Here is a 22,241-nt window from a genome sequence, read left to right as displayed (position 1 = left end):
GGCTGTACCTCAAAGTCACGCCCACGGGAACCAAATCGTGGGTCTACCGTTTCAAGGTCGGACAGAAGCAGCGCTACCATGGCCTGGGCTCGGCGGAGGTGCTGACTCTCGCTGTCCGATTGCCACTTTCCGTCGCGGATTGCGTCAGGTTTGGAACAGAATTTAGCGATCTTCAAAAACGCAGCCAGGAAGACCGGAGGGGGTGAAAGGCAAGGTCAGGGATCAACGGCGGAGGTCCGCCAGGATCACCGCCTGGGTCTCCGCTAGTGATGAAGCAATGAACTCGATGAAGGGGGCTAGCGCTCCGCTGTCAGCGTCTTTCAGTGCGGCGAGATACTGCCGTCGGCGTTCATTCCTGACGACCGCCGGAGGGTAACCGGCCTTCATCAGGATCAGGTTCATTAGGAGCCGCGCACCTCTCCCGTTGCCGTCATCGAACGGATGGATGCGGACCAGGTCGTGATGAGCGATGGCCGCGACGGTCACTGGATGCGTCCGACCTTCCTGCGTGGCAATCCATCCACAGAGGGCGGCCATCCCTCCCGGAACCTGAAGCGGGTCAACGTAGCGATGAATCGTCCCGTCGGGCTGGAGGACATGGTTAGGCAGTCGCTTGTACTCCCCAGGCCGGGCCTCCTTTTCGATCCGCTCACCCCGCTCGTTAATCGCCGGTGTAGCCCTCACTCCCAGAAGCAGCAGGGCGTTGATTTCCTTGAGCAGGCCTTCGGTAATCGCTCGGCGGGCAGCCACCACGTCACCAAGGAGATCCACTGCCTCCGCGTGATTGCGGGCATCGAGAAAGTCCTTGAGTGGTTTGCCTTCCACCGTCAGGCCTTCCTTGAGGTAGAAGATCGTATCGCCCAGGGACAGGGTGCTTCCTTCGATGGCGTTGGAATCGTAGGTCCAGGTGAACTTGAGCTTCTCCTGCACCGTCGGCCAGAGGTCTGGCCGCTCTGACCTTTGCCGGTCAATCTCGGCCCGCTGCGCTTCCACTTGATGCAACAAGGAAGTCAGTGACGGGCTTTCCGTCACTTCAAAACCGGCCGGGGTCGAGAGGGAGCCTGTGTTCATGGCGTCGGGAGATTCTTCTTTGCGTTCCATGCAGTTAGTCGTTAGGCGGCTGCTCGGATTATAGTGGCGGCCGGAACTCCGTGCAATTAAATGCGGGGAGCCAGTTGGGTAGCCACTGTGGTTCAGCTTTCCAGTTCCTGCGTAGGTGCTTGCGCGATGTCGCGCGGGATATGGAGGTGGCGCTATCACAAGGCTTGCCGTGCGGCGAAGGGCTGACTCCGGGTTGAGGTTGCCGTTGCGGCGGTGGCCGGCTGCCCGAAACCGGGCAGGGCGAGGGCTGTCCGCTGGCCGGCGAAGCCGATGGCGCCCTGGGTCTCCTTGACCCGCCAAGCCAGCGGCAGCGCCCGCCCGCCGATGCGCACGCTCACCATCACCCTCTGGTGGCGATCCGTGGCCTGGCTCTGATCGATCATCAGCACCACATGCCGCTCCGCCCCGGCCGCCCGCGCCAGAAGCTCGCCCCCGTAGGGCGCCATCACCGCATCCACGGCCACCCGCGGATTGGCCAGAAAGCGATGATCGCCGTCGATCACCCCATCGTCGATGACCATCTGGGGCTGCCATTCGATGCGTGGCATGTCGGGCCTCCGAAGCCGGCCCCCTTCCCGCCTTGGTTAGGACAGAAGCGGGCCGGGTTCGTCAACCACGTTCATCGAGCCAGGCGGCCTGGATGGCTTCCAGAACCTTTTCGTTGGCCCGTTCCGGATCGTCGGCGAAATTGGACAGCTCCCGCACCCACTTCCAAAGATCGGTGAAGCGCAGATTGGCCACGTCGGCGTCGGGATGGAGGTCTTCCAACTCGATGGCGATATGGCGGACGTCGGTCCACTTAAGGCCCATGGGACGCCCCCCTACTTGTCCACCATCATGTTGCGTGTAGCCTCGGGCAGCCGGACGACAAGGCCGTCCAAATCGGCGGTCATGCGGATCTGGCAGCCGAGCCGGGAAGTATGGGCCAGTCCGAAGGCGAGGTCGAGCATGTCCTCTTCCTCCTCCTTGGCCTCGTCGAGTTGGTCATACCATTCCGGATCGACGATCACATGGCAGGTGGAACAAGCCAGCGATCCCTCGCAAGCCCCTTCCAGGGAAATCTTGTTCTTGTGGGCGATCTCGAGCACCGACAGGCCGACCGGCGCCTCGACTTCATGGCGCATCCCGTCGGGGGAGATGAAGGTCATCTTGGGCATGGACTCGTCCTCGTTGTTCCGCGCCCTCCATTTAGTGGTTCGGGGCCGGCGGGGCAAGTCTTCCCTGATCCCGCCTCTAGTAAATGAGCTGTTCCTCCTCGCCGGAACCGGCGATGACGATTTCGCCGGAATCGGCCAGGGCCTTGGCGACCTGGACGATGGCGGCCTGGGCCTCGTCCACGTCCTTGAGGCGGACGGCGCCCATGGCCTCCATGTCCTCCTTCAGCATCTTGCCGGCGCGTTCCGACATGTTCTTGAAGAACAGTTCCTTGACTTGGTCGTTGCCGCCCTTCAGTGCCATGCCCAGCTGTTCCTTCTCCACTTGGCGCAGCAAGAGCTGGATGCCGCTGGAATCGACGCGGATGAGGTCGTCGAAGGTGAACATGAGGGCCTTGATCTTGTCGGCGCTCTCGCGGTTGCGTTCCTCGAGGGCCGAGATGAAGCGGTTTTCCGTGTTGCGGTCCAGGTTGTTGAAGATGTCGGCGATCATCTCGTGGCTGTCGCGCCGGGCGGTGCGTGCCAGGTTGGTCATGAATTCGTTGCGCAGCGTCCGCTCCACCTGATCGAGGATGTCCTTCTGCACGACTTCCATGCGCAGCATGCGCATGATGACCTCAAGGGCGAAATTCTCGGGCAGCATGGCCAGAACGCGGGCGGCATGGTCGGGCTTCACCTTGGACAGCACCACGGCGACGGTCTGGGGGTATTCGTTCTTCAGGTAGTTGGCGAGCACGGCCTCGTTCACATTGCCCAGCTTGTCCCACATGGTGCGACCCGCCGGACCGCGGATTTCCTCCATGATGGTCGACACGCGGTCGGCCGGCAGCGTCTTGAGCAGAAGCCGTTCGGTCGAATCGAAGCTGCCCACCAGCGAGCCGCCCGAGGACAACTGTCCGGCAAACTCGGTGAACAGGCGCTCGACGACGTTGGAACCGATCGACCCCAGGGTGGCCATGTTCTGGGAAATCTCGCGGATTTCCTCGTCATCCATCATCTCGAAAAGCTTGCTTGCGTGCTCGTCGCCCAGGGCCAGCATGAAGATTGCCGCCTTCTTGGGGCCCGTCAGGCTCCGGTAGTCGTCCTTGACCGCTGCCATGGGAAACGTCTCCTGTCGACGGACATCGTCTGGAAGGCGGAATGGTAACTTAGAAGACCTCGCCAATAAAGGGGCGTTTGCCGCTGCCCCGGCCCGGCGGATTTGCTATATAGGAGTCATGCAGCAAGGCCATCTGACATCGGGACCGCGTCCGGGTCCCTTTTCCGACCACGGCGACGCCCCGCGGCGGGGCCGTGGTCTCCGCCGCGGGCTGGCCGTCCTGGGCGGCTTGGCGATGGCCGGCGCCGCCTATTCCGCCCTCTGGTACGGGGCCAGCCGCGCCCTTGGGCAGGGTATCGACGGCTGGAGCGCCCAGCGGCGCGCCGAAGGCTTCGATGTCGTCCACGGACAGCCGCGAATCGACGGCTTCCCCTTCCTGGTGCGGGCGACCGTCGATTCGCCCGCCCTGGCCGCCCCGGAAGCCCAAGGCGGTTGGCGCTGGGCGGGCGAGCGGCTGTTCGTCGAGGGGCGTCCCTGGAACTGGACCCGGTTGACCTTGCGGGCGCCCGGCGCCCAGCGGATTGCCGTGCCCTGGCAGGGACGGACGACGGAATTCACCGGCAGCGCCACCCGGTTGGCGGTCGATCTGACCCTGTCGGGCGGCATGGCGATCGCCATGGACGCGATGGCGGAGGGAGTGGCCCTGGCGGCGGTCGAACCCCGTCTGGACTTGGCCGCCAAGCGGGCCCATCTGGTCCTGGAGCGGCGCACCGACGGCAAGTCGCAAGCCGGCTTGCGGCTGGAGACGGTGGGCCTCGACCTGCCCAACGGCTCTTTCGACCTGCCGTTGGGCCGTCATGTCGAGGACTTGGCGTTCGTTGCCGAACTGACCGGCCCTCTGCCCGCCACCCTGGCCTACGCCCCCCTGCTCGCTTGGCGGGACGAAGGCGGCACGGTGGAAGTGGGCTCGCTTGCCGTCGTCTACGGACCGCTGGCCCTCCGGGCCAATGGCACCCTGGCGCTCGACGGCCGCATGCAGCCCATCGGTTCCTTCGCCGCCCAGGCGGAGGGATTCTTCGAGACCCTGGCCGTCCTGGAAAGACGCGGCCTGGTGCAGCCGCGCGACGCGGCCACGGTCAAGCTGGTCATGGGAGCCCTGGCCAAACGGCCGGACGGGGGCGGAAAGCCGGTGCTGGAATTCCCCCTGAGCCTCCAGGAACGCCGGATCTTCGCCGGCCCGGTGCCGCTCATCAAGCTGGAGCCCGTCGTCTGGCCGGGCACTCCGGCCGGCACCTGGGGCGCCCCCGGCCCCGCTCCCGTCAGGGAGGAACGGCTATGAGGATGCTGGCGTTCCTGCTCGCCTGGCTGGCCCTGGCCCCGCCGGTAGGGGCCGAAGAGACGGAAGCGCCGCTCAAACAGACCCGCTTCCTGGGCGGCCAGTTCCTGATCGCGGGTCCCGGCATGCGGGACCCCCGGTTCCGCGAGACCGTCATCTACATGGTCAGCCACGACCGCCAGGGAGCCCTGGGGCTGGTGGTCAACCAAGTGCTGGGCAAGGGACCGCTCAAGGACCTGCTGGCCGACGCGGGAATCGCCGCCCCCGAGGACATGGAGGGCGAGATCGACTTGCATATCGGCGGGCCGGTCGAAACCCGGCGGGTCTTCATCCTGCACAAGGGCGACTGGCGCGGCCCCGCTACGGAATCCCTTGCTGGCGGCATGTCCATGACCACGACCCCGGACATCCTGGAAGCCCTGGCCAAAAGGGAGGGTCCGAAGGAATTCGTGGTGATCGCCGGCTATTCCGGTTGGGGACCCGGCCAGTTGGAAAAGGAAATGGCGCGCGGCGACTGGATCACCGCGCCGTCCGACATCGGGCTGGTCTTCGATCGGGACCAGGCCGGTAAATGGCAACGGGCCAGCAAGCGCGGCGGCCTCGCCCTGTAGACGAAAAAGGCGCCCCGGGGAGATCGTCCCCGGGGCGGGCCCGTCAAACGAGGGAGGGAGTCTTCAACGGGTCAAGTCGAACGAGATGTCGCTGGCGTCGTCGGTGGTTTCGAAGATGCGGTCCAGGATCTCCACCAGCACCCGGAGCGCCCCCTGGTAGCCGAAGGTGGGGAAGCGGTGGTGGTGGTGGCGGTCGAAGACCGGGAAGGTGAGGCGGATCAGGGGGATGCCGGTGTCCTTTTCCAGATACTTGCCGTAGGACGAGCCGATCAGGAAGTCCACCGGCTCGGTGAACAGCAGCGAACGCATGTGCCAGAGATCCTTGCCGGCGTAAGCCTTGCAGTCCCGGCCGAAGGGCGAGGAAGCCAGCAGTTCCTTCATCTTGGCGTCCCATTCCTTGCCGCCGTTGGTGGCCAGGCAGTGGGTGGGCTCGCAGCCCAGTTCCATCAGGAAGGAAGCCATCGAGTAGACGAAGTCGGGATCGCCGAACAGGGCGAACTTCTTGCCGTGCAGCCAGGCCTGGCTGTCGGCTACCGCGTCCACCAGGCGGCCGCGTTCCTTCTCGATGGCTTCCGGGATCGCCTTGCCCGACAGTTCGGACATGGTCATCAAGAAGGCGTCGGTGGCGGCGATGCCCATGGGGTAGTTGAGGGCGGCCGTTTGCTGGCCCTTGCCCGCCACGTATTCCAGGGAGGACTTGGAGGAGAATTCCTGCAGGGCCACGGTGGCCTTGGCGTTGATGGCCTCGCGCACCGACTCGATGGTGGTGCCGCCGTCGTACATGCGGTAGGTGCCGTCCGACGGGGTATCGAACACGTCGGAAACGTCGGAGACGATCGTGTACTCGACCCCCATGGCGTCCAGGTAGCGCTTCATTTCCCGGTTGTTGGCGACCGCGTAGCCGTCGAAGCCGGGGATGATGTTGATGGACCCCTTGGGGCTGGGCGTCAGCTCGCCCTTTTCGCGTTCCCAGAAGTACTGGAGGATGCCCTTGATCATGTTGTCGTAGCCGGTCAGATGGCTGCCGACGAAGGACGGGGTATGGGCGAAGGGGACCGGATAGTCCTGCGGGATGGAGCCCTTCTCGCGCGAGGTGCTGATGAAGGCCGACAGATCGTCGCCGATCACTTCCGCCATGCAGGTGGTGGAAACGGCGATCATCTTGGGCTTGTAGAGCGTGTAGGCGTTGAGCAGCCCTTCCACCATGTTGTTGAGGCCGCCGAACACCGCCGCGTCTTCCGTCATCGACGAAGACACGCAGGCCGAGGCCTCCTTGAAGTGGCGGGCGAGGTGCGAGCGGAAGTAGGCCACGCAGCCCTGGGAGCCGTGCACGAAGGGCAGCGTGCCCTCGAAGCCGGCGGCGGCGAAGACCGCGCCCAGCGGCTGGCAGGCCTTGGCGGGGTTGATCGAGGCCGCCTCGCGGGCGAAGTTCTTTTCCCGGTATTCCCAGGTCTTGGTGTATTCGGCCTGCTTGCGGACTTCCTCGTCCGTGGCCCGGCATTCGTAGGCGGCTTTCTTGGCCGCGAACATCTCCTTGTATTCCGGTTCCTGGAACAAAGAGACGTGGTCCTTGACCTTGACTGCGCTCTGGGGCATGGCGTTTTCTCCTTGCATGCGGTTGGGAAGGGGCCTCAGGCCGCCTTCCAGGGCGCCTTGAACTTGCTCCACACCGGCGCATTGACGGCCATATCCATGTCGCGGGCGAAGATGGCGAAGCCGTCGTAGCCGTGATAGGGGCCGGAGTAGTCCCAGGAATGCATCTGGCGGAAAGGCACGCCCATCTTCTGGGTGGCGTACTTCTCCTTGATGCCCGACCCGACCAGGTCGGGGCGGATCTTCTCGATGAACTTCTCCAGCTCGAACCCGGTGACGTCGTCGTAGACCAGGGTCCCGTCCTTCACATAGTGGGTGGTGCGCTGGTAGTCGTCGCCGTGGGCGAATTCGTAGCCGGTGCCGGCGATTTCCATGCCCAGGTCCTCGTAAGCGGTGGCGACATGGCGCGGACGCAGGCCGCCCACGTAGAGCATCACCTTCTTGCCGACGAGCCGGGGCTTGAACTTGGCCGTCACCTCATCGACCAGCGGCTGGTACTTGGCGATCACCTTCTCGGCGTTGGCCTTGATGGTGTCGTCGAACTGATCGGCGATCTTTCGCAAGGACGCGGCGATCTGCGTCGGGCCGAAGAAGTTGTATTCGACCCAGGGAACGCCGTAGGCTTCTTCCATGTGCCGGCAGATGTAGTTCATCGAGCGGTAGCAATGGATCAGGTTCAGCTTGGCCTTGGGGGCGCGTTCGATTTCCGCCAGGGTGGCGTCGCCCGACCAGGAGCCGATGACCCTGAGGCCCATTTCCTCAAGGAGCTTCCGCGACGGCCAGGCGTCGCCGCCGATGTTGTAGTCGGCGATCAGGTTGACGTCGTAGGGGCCGGTTTCCCATTCCGGCTTGGTCTTGTTGAAGACCCAGTCGCGGATGGCGTCGTTGGCGATGTGGTGGCCCAGGGACTGGGAGACGCCACGGAAGCCCTCGCAGCGCACGGGCACGATGGTCTTGCCGGACTCCTTGGCCTTCTTCTTGGCCACCGCCTCGATGTCGTCGCCGATCAGGCCGATGGGACATTCCGATTGCACCGAGACGCCGCGCGCCAGGGGAAACATCTCGCCCAGTTCGTCGATCATCCTTTCCAGTTTCTTGTCGCCGCCGAACACGATGTCGCGTTCCTGGAAGTCGGAAGTCACCTGCATGGTGACGAAGCTGTCGATGCCGACCGTGCCGTTGAAGTAGTTGCGGCGCTGGGACCAGGAATACTGGCCGCAGCCGACGGGGCCGTGGCTGATATGGACCATGTCCTTGACGGGGCCCCAGACCACGCCCTTGGAACCGGCGTAGGCGCAGCCGCGGATGGTCATCACGCCCGGAATCGATTTGATGTTGGACTTCACGCCGCAAGACGAGTTGCCGTCCTCTTCGGTCTTCTTGACGCTGAGGTGGCGGGCGCGCTTTTTCGCCGTCTTTTCCGGGTACTGGTCGAGAACCTCCTTGATGAGGGCCTCGTTGAACTGGGCGGTGGTGGAGCGATCGAGGCTCATGGCCGTTCTCCTTGATGGGGTCCTTCACTCCCCTTCCCCCACCCGCCCGAAGGCGGGTGGCAGGCGGGGCGGTCTGGCGCTCAGGCGGTGGCGCAGAGGGTCTTTTCCTTGGCTTCCAGTTCGGCCAGTTGCTGCTCGTCGGATTTCATGATGCCGAACTCAAGCAGCATGTCCTCCAGTTCCTCCATGGAGATCGGCGTCGGGATGGTGCCCTTGCCGCCGTTGGCGTGGATCTTCTTGGCGAGCTGGCGGTATTCCTCGGCCTGCTGGCAGTCGGACTTGTACTGGATGACCGTCTGGCGGCGCAGTTCGGCGTGCTGGACGATGTTGTCGCGCGGCACGAAATGGATCATCTGGGTGTTGAGCTTCGACGCCAGGGTCTCGGCCAGATCCAGTTCGCGGTCGGTCTGCCGCTCGTTGCAGATGAGCCCCCCCAGGCGCACGCCGCCCGAACCGGCGTATTTCAGGATGCCGCGGGCGATGTTGTTGGCGGCATAGAGCGCCATCATCTCGCCCGACATGACGATATAGATTTCCTGGGCCTTGTTCTCGCGGATCGGCATGGCGAAGCCGCCGCAGACCACGTCGCCCAGCACGTCGTAGGAGACATAGTCCACGTCTTCGTAGGCGCCGTTCTCTTCCAGGAAGTTGATGGCGGTGATGACGCCGCGCCCCGCGCAGCCGACGCCCGGCTCGGGCCCGCCCGCCTCGGTGCACTTGATGCCCTTGTAGCCGATCTTCATCACGTCCTCGAGTTCCAGGTCCTCGACGGAACCGGCCTTGGCGGCCAGGTGCAGCACCGTGTCCTGCATCTTGGAATTGAGGATCAGGCGGGTGGAATCGGCCTTCGGGTCGCAGCCGACGATCAGGATCTTCTGGTCCATCTCGACCAGGGCCGCGAGGGTGTTCTGGGAGGTCGTCGACTTGCCGATGCCGCCCTTGCCGTAGAATGCGATCTGACGAGGCATGATCTTGTTCCTTTCGCTGTCGTCCGAGTTCGGGTCGGCGGGGGCAGGCCCTCCGCCACGCCCCTTTCATCGCAACGGTCGTGCCATGTCTCCGGTCCGCGCCGGAATTTTCAGAATCCGGCTGTGGAATCAGGCGACTGAAGGACGTTCCCTACAATGGCATCTGGCCTTGGGGGGCTGTCGCGGTCCCGACAATCGTCCGACAAGCCTGTCGCGGGCCGCACAGGAAGCGGAAGAACGGCCGGCGGATTCCTTCGCTTTCCGGCAAGGCACGGCGCTTGCTTCCTACGGTCCGGCTGGTGGGAGGATGGAATGGTTCGCGAAACGGCGGAGATTCTGGCCAGGCGGGGCCACAGCACCAACTTGGTGGGCATCCCCACCGGGCTGCTGGCGAGCGCGGCGTTCAACGACCATCCGATCCGGCTTTCGCTGGGCGGCGTGCGCGAAACCAACCGCTCCTTCTTCCAAATGCTTGCCGATTCGCCCACCGCCGACGATGCCGCGCTGGCCTTCGAACTCTACATGGCGGCCGCCTTCGGGCTGGACCCGGAACTGCAGGAAGGGGACCGCGGCGAGCGCAAGCGGCGCTACCGCTCCAGCTACCTGCGCCTGCTCAAGGGCTGGGGCTACGACGCCAACGGACGCGAAGGCGCGGTGCTGAAGGGCTGGGTGGAAAGCCGCTTCGGACTTTACCCCACCTTTCACAAAGAACCCCTGGAAAGCTTCTCCACCTCCGCCTGGACTACCTACATCGAGGAAAAGATGGCCAGCCGCTTCCACAACAACGCCATCTACACCCAACTCGATCTTCTGTACGAATATTGCCAGTGGAGCCTGGAGCGCTTCCACGCCGTCGGTCGGCACCACGCTATCCTCTATCGCGGGGTCAACGACTTCGCGGAACATCCCGTGGTCGAGCGCCAGGACGGCGACACCGTGGTGCTGCGGCTCAACAACCTGGTCTCCTTCAGTTCGGAACGCGACATCGCCTGCTGCTTCGGCGACCACATCCTGGAAGCGCGGGTGCCGACGGTGAAAATCCTGTTCTTCAACAAGCTGCTGCCGCGGGCGCCGCTGGTGGGCGAGAACGAATATCTCGTCATCGGCGGCGACTACCGCGTGCGTGCCAGCTATCTCTAGGCGAGGGCCCATGCCAAACCATCGACCCACCTTGCGCGAACGGGCGCTGGGCGCCTACCTGGGCCTTGCCGTGGGCGACGCACTGGGCGCCACGGTCGAATTCCTCACCCAGCGCGAGATCGCGCACAAATACAAGGTTTATGACCGCATGGTCGGCGGCGGCTGGCTCAATCTGAAGCCCGGCCAAGTGACCGACGACACCGAGATGAGCCTGGCCCTGGGCCGCGCACTGCTGGCCGAGAAGGGCTTCTCCGCCCAGGCGGTTTGCGAGGCATTTGTCGCTTGGCTGCGCTCCAAGCCGGCGGATGTCGGCAACACCTGCCGACGCGGCATCCGCCGCTACATGGCCAACGGCAGCCTCGAAAGTCCCTTCAGCGACGGCGATGCCGGGAACGGTGCGGCCATGCGCAACGTTCCCGTCGTGCTCGCCACCCTGCATGACGAGGCGGCCTTCGCGGCCTGGACTCTGGGCCAGTGCCACACCACCCATAATCACCCCTTGTCCGATGGCGCCACCTTGGCTCTGGGGCGGATGACGCGCCGGATGATCCAAGGCGAAATGATCGTCGCCGCCCGCGAGGAATCCAACCGTCTGATCGCCGAACACCCGCAGTTCCGCTTTACCCCCTATCGGGGGCTCTGTTCGGCCTACGTGGTGGATACGGTGCAGACGGTTCTGCACCATTTTTTCGCGACAGACGGTTTCGAGCCCTGCCTGGTGGCGGTGGTCAACCAGGGCGGCGACGCGGACACCACGGGCGCCATCGCCGGCATGGTGGCAGGTGCCGCCTACGGCGTGCGTGACATTCCGCCGCGCTGGCTGAAGAAGCTGGACCGCAACGTCGCCCGCGAAATCGAAGAGCAGGTCGACCGGCTGCTTGACCTGGCCGGGGTCGCGTAGAAGGGCGGGGTCCAAGGCGAATCGCCGGTAGGTTATCCCTTCGACAGGACGATCCGCTGCGGTGATAAGGTTAAGCTCCGCCTCGCCTTCCGGGCCGCGGTTGACAGCCTGGAGGAACCACTGCAAAGTCGGCCTCGGTGGCTCTCGGTTGGGCGAGGGGACTGGGGGAATCGTGTCCGAAAAAATTGGACGGGGCTGGTATGGGGCGTCGCTGGTCGCAGCCGTTTGGCTGGTGGCGACGCCGGTTCTCGCCGACTCTCTCCAGGAATTTCTGGGCGCGGCTCAGGCCAGGGACCCGAAGCTGGAGGCGTTGCGCCACGACCGCGTCGGCGCCCAGGAAAAGGCCAAGGAAGCCTGGAGCGACTGGTACCCCGAGGCCTCGGTCAATGCCTGGGGCGGGCGGCAGAAGCAGAACCAGCCGGCGGGCACCCAGACCAACACGGTGGCCCGCGAGCACAGCCTCACGGTGACCCAGCTCCTTTACGACTTCGGCAAGACCGGTGCGGCCATCGACACGGCGGCGCTGCAGGAAGTGCGGGCCGACTTGGCGGTGATCGACGGGGAACAGGCCTTGTTCCTGGAGGCGGTCACGGCCTACGCCAACTTGATCCGGGCGCACGAAACCCTGCAGTTTGCCCGGCAGGCCGAGGCCAACGTACGCAGCCAGACCGGCCTGGAAGAAGCCCGTGTGCAGAGCGGCGGCGGCTACACGACGGACGTCCTGCAGGCCAAGTCCCAACTGGCCGGCGCCCGGGCCCGCCAAGTGCGCGCCGAGGGCCAGTACGAACAGGCGCTCAACCGGTTTCGCAGCGTTTTCGGGGAATTGCCCAAGGACATCGCCAAGCTGGTCAAGCCGAAGCTCGAGATGAATGTCCTGCCGAAGACGGTGGACGAGGCCCTCGCCCTGACGCTGGACCGCAGCCCGTCGCTCCGCCTGGCCAAGGTAACCGCCGACATTTCGCGCGAGCAGGTGCGGGCGGCCACGGCAAAGGGCTTTCTGCCGGTCATCGAGGCGGTGGGCGAACACAAGAAGCAGACCCATGTCGACGGAACCATGGGGGATAAGGAAACCGACACCGTCAAGGTTCAGCTCAAGCTGCCGTTCAACCTGGGCCTCACCGCGCTCAACAGCATCCGGGCGGCGGAAAGCGGGGTTTCAGCCTCGGAAAGCCGGGTACGCCAGGCCCTTGAGCAAGCCGAGGAGCAAGTGAGGAATGCCTGGCAGTCGTTGCAGACGGCGCTGGCCAACTGGCGCTATCTTCAGGATCAGGCGACCCTGGCCAATGCCTTTCTCGAGTTGGCGCGCAAGGAACGCGAACTGGGCAGTCGTTCGCTGCTGGACGTGCTGAACGGCGAGACGACGGCGATCAATGCCCTGAGCGACGCCTCGTCGGCCGAAGCCGACGTCACCATCGCGGCCGTCACCCTACTTTACCGAATGGGAACCTTGACCCGGGCGGAGATGACGAGCCTCGCCGCCGCTAAATAGAGGGCCGGCCCATGAACGAGCTTCTGCAAAGGCTGGCGGCACGGCGGGGCATCGTCGCCGAGATCCTGGCCGCGAGCTTCATCATCAATCTTCTGGGGTTCACCAGCACCATCTATGTGATGCAGGTGATGAACCGCTATATCGGTTTCGGGGTCGATGCCACCTTGATGACCCTGACCGTGGTCGCCATCATCGCGGTGGCTTTCGAAGCCGGCTTTCGCGAGGCGCGGACGCGCCTCGCCCGTCTGATCGTCCGGGAACCCAACCGGGTGCTCGCCGAGCGGACCATGGAAACCCTCCTGGAAAGCCGATTGGCCGGCCTGGAGAAATTGCCCCAGTCCCACCGCGGCGAGGTCATGCGCGGCATGGATGCCGTCGAGCAGACTTATTCGGCGACCAACTTGGCGGCCCTGACCGATCTTCCCTTCGCGTTATTGTTCCTGGGGGCTTTGTTCCTGCTGCATCCCGCCCTGGGAATGGTCGCCTTTCTGGCATCGGCGCTCCAGATCGCCGCCACGTTGCACAACCAGATGCGTCTTCGCGACCCGACCCGCCAGGTCGCCGACGCGCAGGCCGAAGTCAACCAGTCCATCGCCGCCGCCGTGGGCGCCGCGGACACGGTGCGCGCCTTCCTGGGGGCGGAGTTCGTCAAGCAACGCTGGGGCCGCGACCGCGAGGTTCTTTCCGGGCGGCGGGAAACCGTGGGCGGTCTGCAGGGCCTGGTGATGACCCTATCCGGGATGATCGGCGGGCTGCAGGGAGTCGCCATCATCTGCTTGGGCGGTATCCTGGTGGTCACGGGCAGCCTGACGGCGGGGGCCATGATCGGCGCCAATATCCTGGCGGGGCGGGCCCTGCAGCCGATTTCGCGCTTTGCCGCCATGCTGGAATCGATCTCCAAGGCCAATCAGGCGATCCGTCTGGCGGAGGACTTCGGAAAGCTGCCGCGCGAACGCCGGGAAGGAACCCTGCCGGACCGCCATGCCGGACACCTGGAACTGATCGACCTCGCCTTTTCCTTTCCCGGCGCGCCGATGCCCCTGTTCGAATCCCTTAGCCTGAAGCTGGCTCCGGGCGAGGTGCTGCTGGTGGTGGGAACCAACGGGGCGGGGAAGACCACCTTGGCCCGCCTGCTGGTCGGACTGCTGGAACCGCAACGCGGCCAGATTCTGGTGGACGGGATCGACCTCCGCCAGATCGACACCGGCTGGTGGCGGCGGCGGATCGCCTACCTGCCGCAGGAGCCTTCCTTCCTTCCCGGCAGCATTGCCGACAACTTCAAGGCGATCGATCCGAGCCTGGATCAGCGGCGCATGACCGAGGTCATCGCCGCCGCCGGGCTCAAAGCCTTCGTGGACGGCCAGGCCCGCGGCCTCGACACCCCGATCGTCGACGGCGGACGTACCTTGGCGGTGGGGGTGCGGCGGCGCCTGGCCCTGGCGCGGGCCCTGGTCAACCCGTCCCGCCTCGCCATCCTGGACGAACCGACCGAAGGCATGGACGCGGAAGGTACGGCGGCCCTGCACAAGGCGGTCAACGCCCTGGCCGCCGGGGGGGCCACCCTGATCCTGTTCTCCCACGATCCCAACGCGATGAAGGGTGCCACCTTCGTCCTGGACCTGGGGGTCAAGCCCGTACCCAGGTTGACGGCCGTCGCCCAACGGGAAAAGGTCCCAGGCGATGCGTGAGGATTTCCTGCGGCATGTCGAAAGGCTGCGGACGGCGTTCCGGGACCCCGAGATGGGACCGACGCACCTGTTCGTCGCCTTGTGCGGTGCGCTGTTCGCGGCGGTCCTGCTGAGCGGCTTCATCGGGCGGCTCGATATCGTCGCGGTGGCGACGGGGGAGGTGATACCCTCCACCCAGGTGAAGAGCATCCAGCACCTGGAGGGTGGGATCGTCTCGGAGATCTTCGTGCGGGAAGGCGAAAAGGTGGCGGTCGATCAGCCCCTGCTGGCCCTGCAGACCACGGCCAGCGAAGCGGACGTGAACGAACTCACCCTGCGCCTCGCCGCCTTGACGGCCGACCGTGGCCGGCTGGAGGCGGAACTCGCGGACAAGGGGGAGCCGGTCTATCCGGCCGACCTGGCGGAGAAGCACCCAGCCCTGGTGAAGCAATCGCGTGAACTGTTCCAGGCCCGCCGAGACCGGAAGATCAATGCGGTCCGCAAGCAGGAAGAGGCCATCACGCAGCACGAGCACGCCGTCCAGGAAATCGCGGCGCGGCTCAGGAATTCGCAGAATACCCTGAAGCTCCTGGGCGAGCGCATCGATATCAGCGAGCATATGCTCAAGCAGGAACTGTCCAGCCGCCTCAACCACCTGAGCCTGTTGCAGGAATCTTCGGTGCTGAAGGGACGTATCGAGGAGGATGCGGCCGGCCTGAAGCGCGCCGATTCGGCACTGAAGGAAGCCCGGGTCGAACTGGCCTCCCTGCGCCAGCGCTTCGTCGAGGAGGCGACCACCGACCTGTCCAAGGCCCGCCGCGACCTGGAGGAATTGAGCCAGCGCCTGGGCAAGTTCACCGACAACCTGGGCCGCACCGTGCTGCGCTCGCCGGTGGCCGGCACGGTCAAGACGCTCTACGTGGTGACCAAGGGCGGCGTGGTGCAGGCCGGAAAGACGGTGGCCGACATCGTTCCCGGCGAGGACCGGCTGGTCATCAAGGCCCGCATGCCCACCTACTACATCGGCTACCTGCGCGAGGGCCAGGCGGCGCGCATTCGTCTCGCCTATTCGGACGCCGCCCGCTTCGGCCACCTGGACGGGCGCCTGACCCTGGTCAGCCCCGATGCCGTGGTCACCGACAAGGGAGCCTTCTACGAGATCCGCATCGAGACCGACCGCGACGCCTTCGAGGCGGGGCCCCTCACCTATCGGCTCTATCCGGGCGTGCAGGTCACAGCCGACGTGCTGATCGGCGACCGCAGCATCTTCGAGTACCTGCTGTCGTCCTTTCTGGCGGGTTTCCAGGGGGCCATGCGGGAACTGTAGACGCCACAGCTTCGCCACAAAACCGGACTATACGAATCCGAGGACGCGCATCGGAGACGGCTCCGTCATGATCCCAAAGGCTCTGGCCTTCATCGTCGCGACGACCCTGGCAGGCGTGGCCCTCGCCGCCGACCGCCCGGGCATCGCCCAGGTCCGGCTGCCCGGCGTTGCCACCCTGCAACGGCCAGCCGCCATCGACAGTCCGCAGGCGCGGGCCGAACGCCTGCGCCTGCGCGACGAGGTTCGCTCCTTCCGCAGCCAGCGGAATAACCTTAGGGTGCAATAGTGTATGCAATTTTGAACTGGAAAGAGTTTCCCTGGGCTCTACAATAGGCGTCCATGGGGGAGGAAGGTGGGGTTCTGAGAGTCGAACTGGCCAAACGGGTGTCGAGGGAAGTCCGGCTGGCCGCCGCTCTGGTAGCGGCGACGGTGATGGTGTTGTCCGGCTGGCAGACCTGGAGCCACCACGACGACCAGATGGCGGCGGCCGAACGCTTGGCCTCCGCCCTGGTCCGCGCCGCGGAGGAGCGGGTGGGCGGCTCCTTGCGCAGCATCGACCTGCTGCTTCAGGATATCGCCAAGGAAGTCGCTGCGCAGCCGTTACCCGACGAGGTCACCTTCACGGCCTACTTGACGGCGCGCGCCGCCGCCTATCCGGAAGCCAAGACCGTCTTCGTGGTCGGGCAGGAAGGGATATCCCGTTACGCGACCGCCTCGGGATCGACGAACATTCATGTCGCCGACCGCGCCTATTTCCTGGAAAGCCGGGCCAGCAAGGACGATCCGTCCCTCTATCTCAGCGAGCCCCTGACCAGCCGCGCCCTGGGCACCAAGGTGATCTTCGCCGCCCGGCCGATCGTCGACGACGGCGGGGACTTCAAAGGCGTGGTGGTCGCCACCTTGAACCCGCGGTTCTTCCTCGAAGCGGTCGCGTCGATCACCGCCGGCGGCAGTGCCCGCGGCCTGTTGATGCACCGCGATGGCACGGTCTACGCCCGCGAGCCCGATCCGGACAAGTTCCTGGGGGTGAAGATGGTGAATTCGCCCATGTTGATTTCCCTCGCCAAGGCAGACTCGGGAACCTACCGGGCGTTGTCGCCTTTCGACGGGCTGGATCAGATCGTCGCCTACCGGTCCCTGGCCCACTACCCCCTGGTGGTGGGCGTCGGCGTGCCGCTGGACGGCTTCATGGCCGCTTGGCGGCGCAGCGCTGCGATCACGGCCCTGGTCAATGCCCTGCTGGCCGCCGTTGCCTTCGCCCTCGCCTTCGTTCTGGACCGTCGGCGGGACGAGCGCTTGCGTTCCCAGGCCCTGCTGGAGAATCAACAGGCCGAACTGACCCGCCACGCCGAGGCCTTGGAACGCTCCAACGCGGAACTGCGCCAGCTATCCCACGTGGCCGCCCACGACCTGCAGGAACCCTTGCGCAACATCACCAACTACCTGGGTCTGCTGGAAAGGCGCCATGGCTCCCATCTGGAAGGCGAGGCCCGCGATGCCGTCGACATCGCCATCGAAGGCAGCCGCCGGCTGCATCGCCTGATCCGTGACCTGCAGGAGTTCAGCGAAATCGGCGTCCACGAACGGCCGGCGGAGCGGATCGAAGTCGCCCGCCTGCTACGCGACGCCCTGGACGCCCTGGCCCCGGCTATCGAGGCCAGTCAGGCCCGGATCACCCACGACTCCCTGCCGGCCGTGGTCGCCGACGCGGCCCTGTTGGGCACGCTGCTCATGCAACTCCTGCGCAACGCCCTGATCTTCCGCCGGACGGACGAGCCGCCCGCCGTCCATGTATCGGCGGTGCGGGAGGGAGGCGAGTGGGTCTTCTCGGTGGCCGATAACGGCATCGGCATCGATCCCGATTACCATGATCGCATCTTTCGCATCTTCCAGCGGCTGCACGCCCAGGAGTCCTACGAGGGCACCGGTATCGGCCTGGCGCTCTGCAAGAAGATCGTCGAATGGTACGGCGGTCGGATCTGGGTCGAGTCCGCCGAGGGCCAGGGGAGCACGTTCTTCTTCACTCTGCCGGCGCCGGAGTGACCGCGGCCGGGACGGGCCGCCGGCTGCGGTCGGCCAAGCGGTCCAGGTAAAGGTAGATCACCGGCGTGATGTAAAGGGTGAGGAACTGGGACAGTACCAGTCCGCCCACCACCGCGATGCCCAGGGGCTGTCGGGATTCGGCGCCCGCCCCGAACTTCATGGCGATGGGCAGGGTGCCCATCAGGGCCGCCATGGTGGTCATCATGATGGGGCGGAAACGGCGCAGGCAGGCTTCCAGGATCGCGGTCTCGGCGTCCTTGCCTTCCTTACGCCGGGCCTCGATGGCGAAGTCGACCATCATGATGGCGTTCTTCTTGACGATGCCGATCAGCATGATCATGCCGACGAAGGCGGTCACCGACAGTTCCATCTTGAAGTAGCTCAAGGCCAGCAGGGCGCCGATGGCGGCGGACGGCAGGCCCGACAGGATGGTCACCGGGTGGATGAAACTTTCGTATAGCACACCCAGCACGATATAGATCACCACCACCGCCATCAGCAGCAAAAGCGGCAGTCCCCGGTTGGATTCCTGGAAAACCTGCGCGGTGCCCTGGAAGCTGGTGATGATGGTGCCGGGCACGTTCATCTCGGCTTCCGCGGTCTTGATCCGGTCGATGGCCTGGCTGAGCGCCACGCCTTCCTTCAAGTTGAACGACAGGGTGACGGCCGGCATCTGTGCCTGGTGTTGGATGGTCAACGGCCCCGTCGTCCGGGTCACCTTCACCAGGGCGTCCAGCGGCACCAGTTTGCCGCCCGTGCCGCGCAGGTGCAGCAGCGCCAGGGCGTCGGGACCGGATTGGTCGCGCGGCACCACCCCCATGACCACCTCGTAGTCGTTGGTCGGGGTGAAGATGGTGCTGATCTGGCGGGTGCTGTAGGCATAGGATAGGGCCTCCTCGATCTGCTGCACGGAAATGCCGGCGGCCGAAGCGCGGTCGCGGTCGATCAGCACGCGAGCCTGGAGGCTGGAAATCTGCAAGTCGGTGGTGACGTCGGTCAGTTCGGGAATCTTGCGCAACCGGACCAGCAGGCGGTCCGACCAATCGAACAACTCCTCCAGGTCGCTGGCCTGCAGGGTGTATTGATACTGGCTCTTGGTCAGGCGCCCGCCCAAGCGGATCAGCGGCGGGTTCTGCAGGAAGACCCGAATGCCGGGGATCTGCCCCAGTTTGGGCTTCAGTTCCTCGATGATCTGCTCGGGGCTCTTCTGCCGTTCCGGCTTGGGCTTGAGCTGCAGGAAGACGCGCCCGGTGTTGCCAGTCGCGTTGGGGCCGCCCGCCCCCACCGCCGACATGAAACCGTGGACGTCCGGATGCTGGTTGATGACCGCGGCCACCCGCTTCTGGCGCTCCATCATGGCCTCGAACGAGGTGTCCGGGTTGGTCTCGGTGAAACCGAAGATCAGGCCCGTGTCGTCGTTGGGCAGGAAGCCCTTCGGGGCCGAGGCGTACATCCAGCCCGACAGGACCAGAGTGCCGAGCGCCACCAGAAGGGTGAGGAAGCGGTGGCGCATCGCCGCCACCAGGGAGACTTCGTAGAGCCTGAGCCAGCCATCGAAGAATCGCTGCAGAAGGTTGTAGACGGAACCGTGCCTCTCCTCGGTCACCGGCTTGAGGAAGCGCGCGCAGAGCATGGGGGTGAGCGTCAGCGAGACGAAGCCCGACAGCAGCACGGCCACGCAGATGGTCACCGCGAATTCGTGCATCAGGCGGCCGATCACGCCCGGCATGAACAGTACCGGAATGAAGACGGCGGCCAGCGAGACGGTCATCGACAGGATGGTGAAGCCGATCTCGGCCGATCCCTTGAGGGCGGCTTCGCGGGGCGCCATGCCCTGTTCGATGTGGCGGTGGATGTTTTCCAGCATGACGATGGCGTCGTCGATGACGAATCCCACGGCCAGCGTCAGCGCCATCAGGGTCAGGTTGTTCAGCGTATAGCCCAGGTAATACATGGCGGCGAAGGTGCCGACCACCGATAGGGGCATCGCCAGGCTGGGGATCACCGTGGCCGGGATCGAGCGCAGAAACAGAAAAATCACCGCCACCACCAGCACCGTGGCGAGGATCAGGGTGAACTGCACGTCGCGGACCGAATGCCGGATGGAAACCGAGCGGTCGTACAGCACCTCCATCTCCATGGCCGCCGGCATCTGGGCCTGCAACTGGGGCAACATGGCGCGGATGTCGTCGACGATGGCCACCGTGTTGGTGTTGGGCTGGCGCTTGACGGCCAGCACGATGGCGCGGGTCTCGCGATGCCAACTGGCGATCTTGTCGTTGGCGACGCTGTCGGTCACCCGGCCCAGTTCCTCGAGGCGCACCGGTGCGCCGTTGCGGTAGGCGACCACGATCCGGCGAAAGCCCGCGGCGTCCAGCAACTGGCCGTCGGACTGTACGATGTAGGCTTGGCGGGGGCCGTCCAGAGACCCCTTGGCGATGTTGGAATTGCCCTGCGAAACGGCCTTGGCCACTTCGTCGATGGCGATGCCGCGAGATGCCAGGGCTTCCGGTTCCACCTGGATGCGCACCGCGTATTTCTGGCTGCCGTAGACTTCCACCTGGGCGACGCCCTTCAGGGTCGACATGCGCTGGGCGACGATGGTCTGGGCGAACTCGTCCACCTGGGACAGCGGCAACACCTCGGACTTCATCGACAGGTAGAAGATCGGCATGTCGGCCGGGTTGGACTTGCTGTAGTAGGGCGGCGAAGGCATCTCCTTGGGCAGGCTGCGCAGCGAGGCGGAAATGGCGGCCTGCACGTCCTGGGCGGCCGCATCGATGTCGCGGTCCAGCTTGAACTGAAGCGTGACGCTGGTCGCTCCCAGAGCCGAGGTCGAAGTCATGCTGTCCAGCCCGGAAATCAGGGAAAACTGCTTTTCCAGGGGGGTCGCCACCGAAGCCGCCATGGTCTCCGGGCTGGCGCCCGGCAGCTTGGCCGAAACGTTGATGGTCGGGAAGTCGACCGAGGGCAATTCCGCCACCGGCAGGGCCTTATAGGCCATGGCGCCGTATATGAGAATCGCCGCCATCAGCAGCGTCGTCATCACCGGCCGGCGGATGGAGAGTTCGGGGAGATTCATCCCGGCTTGCCGTTGCCCGGGGCCGCGCCGGCCGGCTTGCCCTTTTCGCGGATCGCCACCTTGGTGCCCGGCGCCAGACGGATATGACCTTCGGTGACCACCGTGTCTCCGGCCTCCAGTCCGGCACCGATCACCGCCTTGCCATCGTTCACCCGCAGCACCTTGACCGGGCGGACTTCAACTGTCTGGTCCGCCTTGACCAAGTAGGCCACGGTACCCTTCTGACTTTCCTGCACCGCTTCGGCAGGCACGGCGAGCACCGGTTCGTCCCCGCCCAATTGCAGGGCGACCCGGACGAACTGGCCAGGCCAGAGGATGCGGTCCTCGTTGGCGAAGGTGGCCTTGAGCCCGATGGTGGCCGTGTTGACGTCCACCGTGTTGTCGACGAACGTAACCTCCCCTGGGACGGCCCTGTCTTCTGCGTCGGCAGTGGTTACCGTGACCGTGGCGCCCCGGGAACCCGCCATGCGGGCGCGGACGTCGGCCAAGTGGCGTTCCGGGACCGAGAAGGAAACGTCAACCGGTTGCAGCCGGTGGATCACCACCAGCGCACCGGTATCGTTGGCCTTGACCAAATTGCCCTTGTCCACCAGGAGGGCGCCGACCCGGCCGTCGATGGGCGAGCGGATGGCGGTGTAGCCGAGTTGCACGCGGGTCACTTCCACTGCCGCGTCGTCGGCACGGATGGAGGCCTCCAGGGTGCCCAGCGTGGCCTGGGCCTTTTCGAACTGCTGGCGCGAGACGTGGTCCTTCTTGGCCAGTTCGGCGTATCGTTCCACGTCGTGGCGAGCGGTCGACAACTGGGCGCGGTTGCGCGCCAGATTGGCTTCGGCCTGGCGCAACTGAGCCTGCAGCGTGCGGGCGTCGAGGGTGAACAGGAGGTCGCCGGCCTTGACGTCCTGGCCTTCGGTGAAGGCCACCTGGACGATCTCGCCGTCGACCCGCGACTTGACCGCCACCACGGCGGAGGCCTTCACCGTCCCCACCGATCTCACCCGGAGCGGCACCACCTGGCGTTCGGCCTGGACGGCGAAGATCGGCACCACGGGCGGTCCGGCGGGCTTGGCGGCTTCGTCCTTGCCCTTGCCGAACTGCCACCAAAGGCCACCGCCGGCCGCGGCGACGACTAGCAGGACGGTCAAATAACGAAGACGTTTCAACGCAGGCTCCCGCCCTTCATCGGCCCAATATCCGTCCCAAGGGATGCCACATCATACCTTAACCTGGGATGAACGTCGCGTGATCCATGGGGAAAAGCCACGATTGACATATGACCGGCGCTGCGCAATCGTCCCGT

Annotated in this window: 18 protein-coding genes and 1 pseudogene; 9 read left to right on the top strand and 10 right to left on the bottom strand. The window is 65.3% G+C overall.

What is annotated here, in order from left to right:
* Positions 1-222 precede the first annotated feature (222 nt).
* From H7841_09425 to fliG, 5 genes and pseudogenes are all read right to left on the bottom strand, one after another.
* Positions 223-1,101: a Fic family protein gene (locus H7841_09425; protein MEO5337099.1), complete on the bottom strand. Its 879-nt coding sequence runs from the start codon at positions 1,099-1,101 to the stop codon at positions 223-225.
* Positions 1,102-1,343: 242 nt separating this feature from the next.
* Positions 1,344-1,565 (bottom strand): annotated as a pseudogene (locus H7841_09420) (IS4 family transposase).
* A 145-nt stretch (positions 1,566-1,710) separates the two neighbouring features.
* Complete coding sequence (gene iscX / locus H7841_09415) at positions 1,711-1,911, bottom strand: Fe-S cluster assembly protein IscX (GenBank protein MEO5337098.1); 201 nt, start codon at positions 1,909-1,911, stop codon at positions 1,711-1,713.
* 11 nt (positions 1,912-1,922) lie between these two features.
* Positions 1,923-2,258, bottom strand: coding sequence for a ferredoxin family 2Fe-2S iron-sulfur cluster binding protein (locus H7841_09410; protein MEO5337097.1), 336 nt, complete (start codon positions 2,256-2,258; stop codon positions 1,923-1,925).
* Positions 2,259-2,334: 76 nt separating this feature from the next.
* Positions 2,335-3,354 carry a flagellar motor switch protein FliG gene (gene fliG / locus H7841_09405; protein MEO5337096.1) on the bottom strand — a complete coding sequence of 340 codons (1,020 nt, stop codon included), beginning with the start codon at positions 3,352-3,354 and terminating at the stop codon, positions 2,335-2,337.
* A gap of 118 nt (positions 3,355-3,472) precedes the next feature.
* On the opposite strand from fliG, the gene H7841_09400 reads away from it, so the two are divergent.
* Both H7841_09400 and H7841_09395 read left to right on the top strand, forming a co-directional pair.
* Entirely contained in the window at positions 3,473-4,633 is a 1,161-nt protein-coding gene (locus H7841_09400; protein MEO5337095.1) for a DUF2125 domain-containing protein, read from the top strand.
* Positions 4,630-5,241: a YqgE/AlgH family protein gene (locus tag H7841_09395; protein MEO5337094.1), complete on the top strand. Its 612-nt coding sequence runs from the start codon at positions 4,630-4,632 to the stop codon at positions 5,239-5,241. The genes H7841_09400 and H7841_09395 overlap by 4 nt, the downstream gene beginning before the upstream one ends.
* A 63-nt stretch (positions 5,242-5,304) precedes the next feature.
* On the opposite strand, the gene nifK is transcribed toward H7841_09395, so the two are convergent.
* The 3 genes from nifK to nifH form a co-directional block, all read right to left on the bottom strand.
* Complete coding sequence (gene nifK, locus H7841_09390; GenBank protein ID MEO5337093.1) at positions 5,305-6,837, bottom strand: nitrogenase molybdenum-iron protein subunit beta; 1,533 nt, start codon at positions 6,835-6,837, stop codon at positions 5,305-5,307.
* A gap of 35 nt (positions 6,838-6,872) precedes the next feature.
* Positions 6,873-8,327: a nitrogenase molybdenum-iron protein alpha chain gene (gene nifD / locus H7841_09385; GenBank protein MEO5337092.1), complete on the bottom strand. Its 1,455-nt coding sequence runs from the start codon at positions 8,325-8,327 to the stop codon at positions 6,873-6,875.
* An 80-nt stretch (positions 8,328-8,407) separates the two neighbouring features.
* A complete protein-coding gene (gene nifH, locus H7841_09380) occupies positions 8,408-9,295 on the bottom strand; it encodes a nitrogenase iron protein (protein MEO5337091.1) in 888 nt (295 codons plus the stop codon).
* A gap of 312 nt (positions 9,296-9,607) precedes the next feature.
* Between nifH and H7841_09375 the strand changes: the two genes are divergently transcribed.
* From H7841_09375 to H7841_09345, 7 genes are all read left to right on the top strand, one after another.
* A complete protein-coding gene (locus H7841_09375) occupies positions 9,608-10,435 on the top strand; it encodes an NAD(+)--dinitrogen-reductase ADP-D-ribosyltransferase (protein MEO5337090.1) in 828 nt (275 codons plus the stop codon).
* Positions 10,436-10,445: 10 nt separating this feature from the next.
* On the top strand, positions 10,446-11,336 hold the full coding sequence (gene draG / locus H7841_09370; GenBank protein MEO5337089.1) for an ADP-ribosyl-[dinitrogen reductase] hydrolase: 891 nt from the start codon (positions 10,446-10,448) through the stop codon (positions 11,334-11,336).
* A 172-nt stretch (positions 11,337-11,508) separates the two neighbouring features.
* Complete coding sequence (locus H7841_09365; GenBank protein ID MEO5337088.1) at positions 11,509-12,825, top strand: TolC family protein; 1,317 nt, start codon at positions 11,509-11,511, stop codon at positions 12,823-12,825.
* Positions 12,826-12,836: 11 nt separating this feature from the next.
* A complete protein-coding gene (locus H7841_09360) occupies positions 12,837-14,513 on the top strand; it encodes an ATP-binding cassette domain-containing protein (GenBank protein ID MEO5337087.1) in 1,677 nt (558 codons plus the stop codon).
* Positions 14,506-15,819: an HlyD family type I secretion periplasmic adaptor subunit gene (locus H7841_09355; GenBank protein MEO5337086.1), complete on the top strand. Its 1,314-nt coding sequence runs from the start codon at positions 14,506-14,508 to the stop codon at positions 15,817-15,819. Before H7841_09360 ends, H7841_09355 begins: the two co-directional genes overlap by 8 nt.
* A gap of 67 nt (positions 15,820-15,886) precedes the next feature.
* A complete protein-coding gene (locus tag H7841_09350; GenBank protein ID MEO5337085.1) occupies positions 15,887-16,105 on the top strand; it encodes a hypothetical protein in 219 nt (72 codons plus the stop codon).
* 53 nt (positions 16,106-16,158) lie between these two features.
* Complete coding sequence (locus tag H7841_09345; GenBank protein MEO5337084.1) at positions 16,159-17,862, top strand: ATP-binding protein; 1,704 nt, start codon at positions 16,159-16,161, stop codon at positions 17,860-17,862.
* On the opposite strand, the gene H7841_09340 is transcribed toward H7841_09345, so the two are convergent.
* Positions 17,840-20,944: an efflux RND transporter permease subunit gene (locus H7841_09340; protein ID MEO5337083.1), complete on the bottom strand. Its 3,105-nt coding sequence runs from the start codon at positions 20,942-20,944 to the stop codon at positions 17,840-17,842. The two genes, H7841_09345 and H7841_09340, sit on opposite strands and share 23 nt — an antisense overlap.
* Entirely contained in the window at positions 20,941-22,104 is a 1,164-nt protein-coding gene (locus H7841_09335; GenBank protein MEO5337082.1) for an efflux RND transporter periplasmic adaptor subunit, read from the bottom strand. Before H7841_09335 ends, H7841_09340 begins: the two co-directional genes overlap by 4 nt.
* Between the last annotated feature and the right edge of the window lie 137 nt (positions 22,105-22,241).

This window comes from Magnetospirillum sp. WYHS-4, assembly GCA_039908345.1.
Taxonomy (GTDB): domain Bacteria; phylum Pseudomonadota; class Alphaproteobacteria; order Rhodospirillales; family GLO-3; genus JAMOBD01.
The sequence above is the reverse complement of the archived record's forward strand: the minus strand, read 5'-3'. Positions and strand labels throughout refer to the sequence as shown.

Excerpts from the sequence above, each read along its gene's own strand:
- H7841_09425 (MEO5337099.1), bottom strand. The coding sequence starts at position 1,101 with ATGGAACGCAAAGAAGAATCTCCCGACGCCATGAACACAGGCTCCCTC.
- iscX (MEO5337098.1), bottom strand. The coding sequence starts at position 1,911 with ATGGGCCTTAAGTGGACCGACGTCCGCCATATCGCCATCGAGTTGGAA.
- H7841_09410 (MEO5337097.1), bottom strand. The coding sequence starts at position 2,258 with ATGCCCAAGATGACCTTCATCTCCCCCGACGGGATGCGCCATGAAGTC.
- fliG (MEO5337096.1), bottom strand. The coding sequence starts at position 3,354 with ATGGCAGCGGTCAAGGACGACTACCGGAGCCTGACGGGCCCCAAGAAG.
- H7841_09400 (MEO5337095.1), top strand. The coding sequence starts at position 3,473 with ATGCAGCAAGGCCATCTGACATCGGGACCGCGTCCGGGTCCCTTTTCC.
- H7841_09395 (MEO5337094.1), top strand. The coding sequence starts at position 4,630 with ATGAGGATGCTGGCGTTCCTGCTCGCCTGGCTGGCCCTGGCCCCGCCG.
- nifK (MEO5337093.1), bottom strand. The coding sequence starts at position 6,837 with ATGCCCCAGAGCGCAGTCAAGGTCAAGGACCACGTCTCTTTGTTCCAG.
- nifD (MEO5337092.1), bottom strand. The coding sequence starts at position 8,327 with ATGAGCCTCGATCGCTCCACCACCGCCCAGTTCAACGAGGCCCTCATC.
- nifH (MEO5337091.1), bottom strand. The coding sequence starts at position 9,295 with ATGCCTCGTCAGATCGCATTCTACGGCAAGGGCGGCATCGGCAAGTCG.
- H7841_09375 (MEO5337090.1), top strand. The coding sequence starts at position 9,608 with ATGGTTCGCGAAACGGCGGAGATTCTGGCCAGGCGGGGCCACAGCACC.
- draG (MEO5337089.1), top strand. The coding sequence starts at position 10,446 with ATGCCAAACCATCGACCCACCTTGCGCGAACGGGCGCTGGGCGCCTAC.
- H7841_09360 (MEO5337087.1), top strand. The coding sequence starts at position 12,837 with ATGAACGAGCTTCTGCAAAGGCTGGCGGCACGGCGGGGCATCGTCGCC.
- H7841_09355 (MEO5337086.1), top strand. The coding sequence starts at position 14,506 with ATGCGTGAGGATTTCCTGCGGCATGTCGAAAGGCTGCGGACGGCGTTC.
- H7841_09350 (MEO5337085.1), top strand. The coding sequence starts at position 15,887 with ATGATCCCAAAGGCTCTGGCCTTCATCGTCGCGACGACCCTGGCAGGC.
- H7841_09345 (MEO5337084.1), top strand. The coding sequence starts at position 16,159 with ATGGGGGAGGAAGGTGGGGTTCTGAGAGTCGAACTGGCCAAACGGGTG.
- H7841_09340 (MEO5337083.1), bottom strand. The coding sequence starts at position 20,944 with ATGAATCTCCCCGAACTCTCCATCCGCCGGCCGGTGATGACGACGCTG.